We start from the raw sequence: 4,157 nt of genomic DNA, 5'->3' as shown, positions 1-4,157 counted from the left end.
GCGCGCGCTCGCTCGTTGAGGAGGGTCTAGCACAGCCCCACTCCGCGGCTCCGTCGTCTCGCGACACAACCGCTCCGCGAGCGAAGGGGATCTCCTCGTCGGCCAGGGCGAGCTTCGGCGCCATGCCCATCCCGACGAACACGGCCGTCGGCATGGCGGCCAACGCCATCGTCTTGCCGACGGGTATCTGGATCTTGTTCAGCAGCGACTTCCGGGGCGCGGCGTGCCGCGGTCCCCTTCGTTCACGGGACTCTGCGCTCGGGGTCACGCCCCGCTGCGTCTCGTCACCCCGCACTGTTCCTCCCGCCATCGGCGTGGGCAGTCTTCTCGGTCGCGTAAACCGTCTCCGTGTCGCGGGGGTCCTGCAGCTCCTGCGCGTCCTGCGGCTTGCCCGGCGCCCACGACAGGGCGAGGGCTCCGCCGATCAGGGAGAACAGGAAGCCGAGGAAGAAGCCGCCCAGGTTGGACACCGGCAGGGAGACCAGGGCGAGGAGGATCGACGCCACACCGGCGAAGACCCGGATGCCCTGCTGGAACCAGAGGGCCACGCCGAGGGTCATCAGCAGGACGCCGATGATCAGCGAGCCCGCCCCCGCGGTCGTCGCCATGGCGATGGTGATGTTGCCCAGCCGGAGGTCCGCGTAGGGGAAGTACGCGATGGGGATACCGCCGATGAGAGTGAAGAGTCCCGCCCAGAAGGGCCGGACACCCCTCCAGGCGCGGAAGCGGTAGTACACCACGGTGAGCCAAGAGTCGTCTGCGGCGCGAACCGGGGCCTGGGGGTTCATGGACAACAGCTCCCTGGAAACGGTGGTACGGAGAACTACGTGGAGCCCGGCGGGACGGGCGGCGACCACGGCCGCCACCCGCCCCACCGTTCACCTGCCGGGACGGATTACTTCTCGTCCTGGTAGCACGGCTGGTCGCCGCTCAGCAGGCGCAGCTTGAGGTCGGGCAGCGTGAAGGTACCCGCCGTCGTCGCCCAGGCCTTCTGGCGCACGTTCGTCAGAACGGCCTTCTTGGCGCGCTGCGAGAACAGGGCACCGCTGGCCACCGTGCCGGCCTGCGGCGCGGTGGGGTGCTTGTCGTCCGCCGCGGCGCCGACCGCGACACCGATGTCCAGGTCGCTGAACGTGGCGTCGGTGTCGAGCTCCGCAACATCGAGGTAGATGTTGTCGGCGACGGCCGGCTTGCCCTTGTTGCCCGTCCGCAGCTGCATCGTGATGTTGCCGAGGCCGGGGATCGGGGTCACCAGCGACTGGCACATGTTGGTGATCTCGGCGTGGCGGAACCCGGAGATGGTGACCGGGTGCGCCGCGTCCTTGCCGTCGAGGCCCTTGCCCTTGGCGACGCTGCCGTACTGGAGCAGGTCGTCACCGTCGAGCTTGTCGGCGGAGACCTTGAAGTCCTGGCCGGACACGCTGAAGGACGCCGCGAGGGCACCCTGCGCCAGACCCACACCGACCGCGGCGGTGGCCGCGATGCTCGGCACCATGACGAGCGCGAAGCGCTTCCATCTGGTCCCGCCACGAACCTGAGAACTCATTATTCGTTCCTCCTTCTCGGACGTACATCTCCGGTCCGGGCCGTACCCGTCCTGGGATGGGAGAAGTGCTACGTCCTCGGGAAGGAGCGCAGGCGGCCGAGCCGCGGCACAGCCGCGTCCGGTACACCGGCGTTCACCCCCGAGCGACAACCACTGGGTCACGCGTTCGCGCAACCAGGAGGACAGGCTCCGCCGGTGCGGCGAAGACCCCCCTGTCCAACAGCCGGTGCCACTGCCACCGGCCGGCCCGGTGGGGACCCTCCGCCGCGGCTCCGGATGAGCGGCTCTGCGGGAAGGACCGAGCGTCGCCGATCGTGGTCCATTCCAGGCCGGGGCACAAGGGGGTTCGTTACTGGCGGGTAACGGCAAGATAACCGGGCATCGACCCGGCGCCATCGGGCGACGACGCAGGGTGTCACCATGGGCCACGACAGATCGGGGGATTCACGAACACACCGGACAGTTCACGGGGTTCTACTTACTGCGAGTAACAGCAGCCGCAATTACCAAGTTTTGGCAAAGTGCGGCTGCTGTTTATCTACGTGTCAACAAATCGCCGGTCGCCCGAGGGCCGCCCGGAGCATTCCGGAAGAGCGCCGACGGGCGCCCGGAGCGGACCCTAGAACAGCACCCGCGCGAGCGCCGTACGCGCCGCCGCCACCCGGGGGTCGTCGGCGCCGATGACCTCGAACAGCTCCAGCAGCCGTACCCGTACGGCGTCCCGGTCGGCGCCCGCCGTCACCCGCACCGTGTCCACCAGGCGCCCGAAGGCGTCCTCCACGTGGCCGCCCACCAGGTCCAGGTCGGCGGCGGCGATCTGGGCCGCCGGGTCCTGCGGGTTCTCGGCCGCCGCGGTGCGCACCGCCTGCGGGTTCATGTCCTTGACCCGGGCGAGCAGCTCGGCCTGGGCCAGGCCCAGCTTCGCCTCGGTGTTGGCCGGGTCGTCCGCCAGTACGTTCTTGTACGCCTGCACCGCGCCGCCCAGGTCACCGGCGTCCAGCGCGACGACGGCCGCTTCGAGCAGCGCGTCGTACGGGCCCGCCGGGGCCTCGGTCTCGGCGGCCGGGCCGCCCGCGGGGCCCTCGGCGTCCGGGTCCACCTCGATGCCGATGATCCCGAAGCGCTCCTCGGCGACCTGCACCAGCTGCGCGAGGGTCGCGCGGATCTCCTGCTCGGGGGCCACGCCCTGGAACAGCGGCAGCACCTGGCCCGCGACCACGGCGAACACGGCCGGGATGCCCTGGATCTGGAACTGCTGCATCAGCATCTGGTTGGAGTCGACGTCGACCTTCGCCAGCAGGAGGCGGCCGTTCGCCTCGACCGTCAGGCGCTCCAGGAGCGGGCTGAGCTGCTTGCACGGCTCGCACCACTCGGCCCAGAAGTCCAGGATGACCGGCACCTCTGCGGAAAGCTGGAGGACGTCGCGCTCGAAGCCGGCCTCGTCGACGTCGATCACGAGCGCGGACGGCGGCACGGCACCGGCGGACGCGGGCGCGCCGCCCTGGGCGGCCTGCCGGGCCGCTTCGGCACGGGCCTGCTCGGCCTTGGCCTTGGCCTCGCCGGCCGCCTTCACCGCGGCGAGGTCGACGACGCCGCTCATGGACATGTTTCTGGGCTGCATGCGTACATCCTCCCCCGTGTGTGCGCGCCGACGAAAAAGATCGGCCGAAATGCCTTCTCGCCCGCGTCGGGCCGATCGTCTGTGCGGTGTTCGTGCGGTGTTCGTGCGGTCTTGGCGCCGGGTCCCCACCTGGCGCCGGTAGCTCTTCGCGTGGTTGCCGCTCTTACGCTACGAGCCGTAGCGTAACTCCCCGCGCCCCTTCGCGCCCCGTGATCTCAACCACAGCATTTCGCGGACCGCCGGTTCCGCTACTGGCGGGTATGGTCTCGGCCATGCGCAACGCCAGCTCCCCGACCGGACGTACCGGCCGCCCCCGCAGCGCCGCCGCGGACGCCGCGATCCTCGCCGCGACGCGGGACGCGCTGGTCGAGCTGGGCTGGTCGAAGCTGACGATGGGCGACGTCTCGACCCGGGCCGGGGTCGCCAAGACCACCCTCTACCGCCGCTGGGCGGGGAAGAACGAGCTCGTCGTGGACGCCGTCGCGGAGCTCTTCGACTCCCTCGAACTCCCCGACCGGGGCTCCCTCGAGGCCGACATAGAGGACGTGGTCCTCCAGTTCGCGGCGCTGCTGCGGCGCCCGGAGGCCCGTACGGCACTGATGGCGGTCGTCGCCGAGTCCACCCGCGACGAGGCCCTGCGCGACCGGATCCGGTCGGCGATCGTGGACCGGCAGAAACGTCTCGTCGTACTGGGCCGCGAACGGGCCCAGGCCCGCGGCGAACTGCCGTACGAGGAGGACGAGGAGCTGGCCTGCCGCACCACCGACCTGATCTTCGACGTGATCGCGGGCACGGTGGTCCACCGGGCGCTGGTCAGCTCGGAGCCGGTGGACGAACTCTGGGTGGCCACGTTCACGGCCCTGCTGATGCACGGCCTCCAGGGCCCGGCCCCCGCCTGACGCGGGCCGCCCCGGCAAGCGCGAAGGGCGGGGGGGGCGCCCCCCCCCCGGGGGGGGGCGCGCCGCCGGGCGCGGGCGCGCGGGGGGGAAC

General features: G+C 71.1%; 4 protein-coding genes and 1 pseudogene. 1 reads left to right on the top strand and 4 read right to left on the bottom strand.

What is annotated here, in order from left to right:
- From ACFXA3_RS37305 to ACFXA3_RS37290, 4 genes and pseudogenes are all read right to left on the bottom strand, one after another.
- Positions 1-295 (bottom strand): annotated as a pseudogene (locus ACFXA3_RS37305) (hypothetical protein); the annotation flags it as partial.
- On the bottom strand, positions 285-788 hold the full coding sequence (locus ACFXA3_RS37300; RefSeq protein WP_385194798.1) for a DUF6114 domain-containing protein: 504 nt from the start codon (positions 786-788) through the stop codon (positions 285-287). The gene ACFXA3_RS37300 and the pseudogene ACFXA3_RS37305, both read right to left, overlap by 11 nt.
- Positions 789-895: 107 nt before the next feature.
- Positions 896-1,546 carry a DUF6230 family protein gene (locus ACFXA3_RS37295; protein WP_054223648.1) on the bottom strand — a complete coding sequence of 217 codons (651 nt, stop codon included), beginning with the start codon at positions 1,544-1,546 and terminating at the stop codon, positions 896-898.
- 619 nt (positions 1,547-2,165) lie between these two features.
- Positions 2,166-3,167, bottom strand: a complete 1,002-nt coding sequence (locus ACFXA3_RS37290; protein ID WP_385194794.1) for a tetratricopeptide repeat protein — start codon at positions 3,165-3,167, stop codon at positions 2,166-2,168.
- A gap of 272 nt (positions 3,168-3,439) precedes the next feature.
- On the opposite strand from ACFXA3_RS37290, the gene ACFXA3_RS37285 reads away from it, so the two are divergent.
- Positions 3,440-4,066, top strand: coding sequence for a TetR/AcrR family transcriptional regulator (locus ACFXA3_RS37285; protein WP_385194791.1), 627 nt, complete (start codon positions 3,440-3,442; stop codon positions 4,064-4,066).
- Positions 4,067-4,157: the final 91 nt, after the last annotated feature.

The organism is Streptomyces sp. NPDC059456 (assembly GCF_042750055.1).
Lineage (GTDB): Bacteria > Actinomycetota > Actinomycetes > Streptomycetales > Streptomycetaceae > Streptomyces.
This window is presented reverse-complemented; position numbering and strand designations above follow the sequence as displayed.

What these genes read in the sequence shown, in the direction of transcription:
- ACFXA3_RS37290 (WP_385194794.1), bottom strand. Translation starts at nt 3,167, where the DNA reads ATGCAGCCCAGAAACATGTCCATGAGCGGCGTCGTCGACCTCGCCGCG.
- ACFXA3_RS37285 (WP_385194791.1), top strand. Translation starts at nt 3,440, where the DNA reads ATGCGCAACGCCAGCTCCCCGACCGGACGTACCGGCCGCCCCCGCAGC.
- ACFXA3_RS37300 (WP_385194798.1), bottom strand. Translation starts at nt 788, where the DNA reads ATGAACCCCCAGGCCCCGGTTCGCGCCGCAGACGACTCTTGGCTCACC.
- ACFXA3_RS37295 (WP_054223648.1), bottom strand. Translation starts at nt 1,546, where the DNA reads ATGAGTTCTCAGGTTCGTGGCGGGACCAGATGGAAGCGCTTCGCGCTC.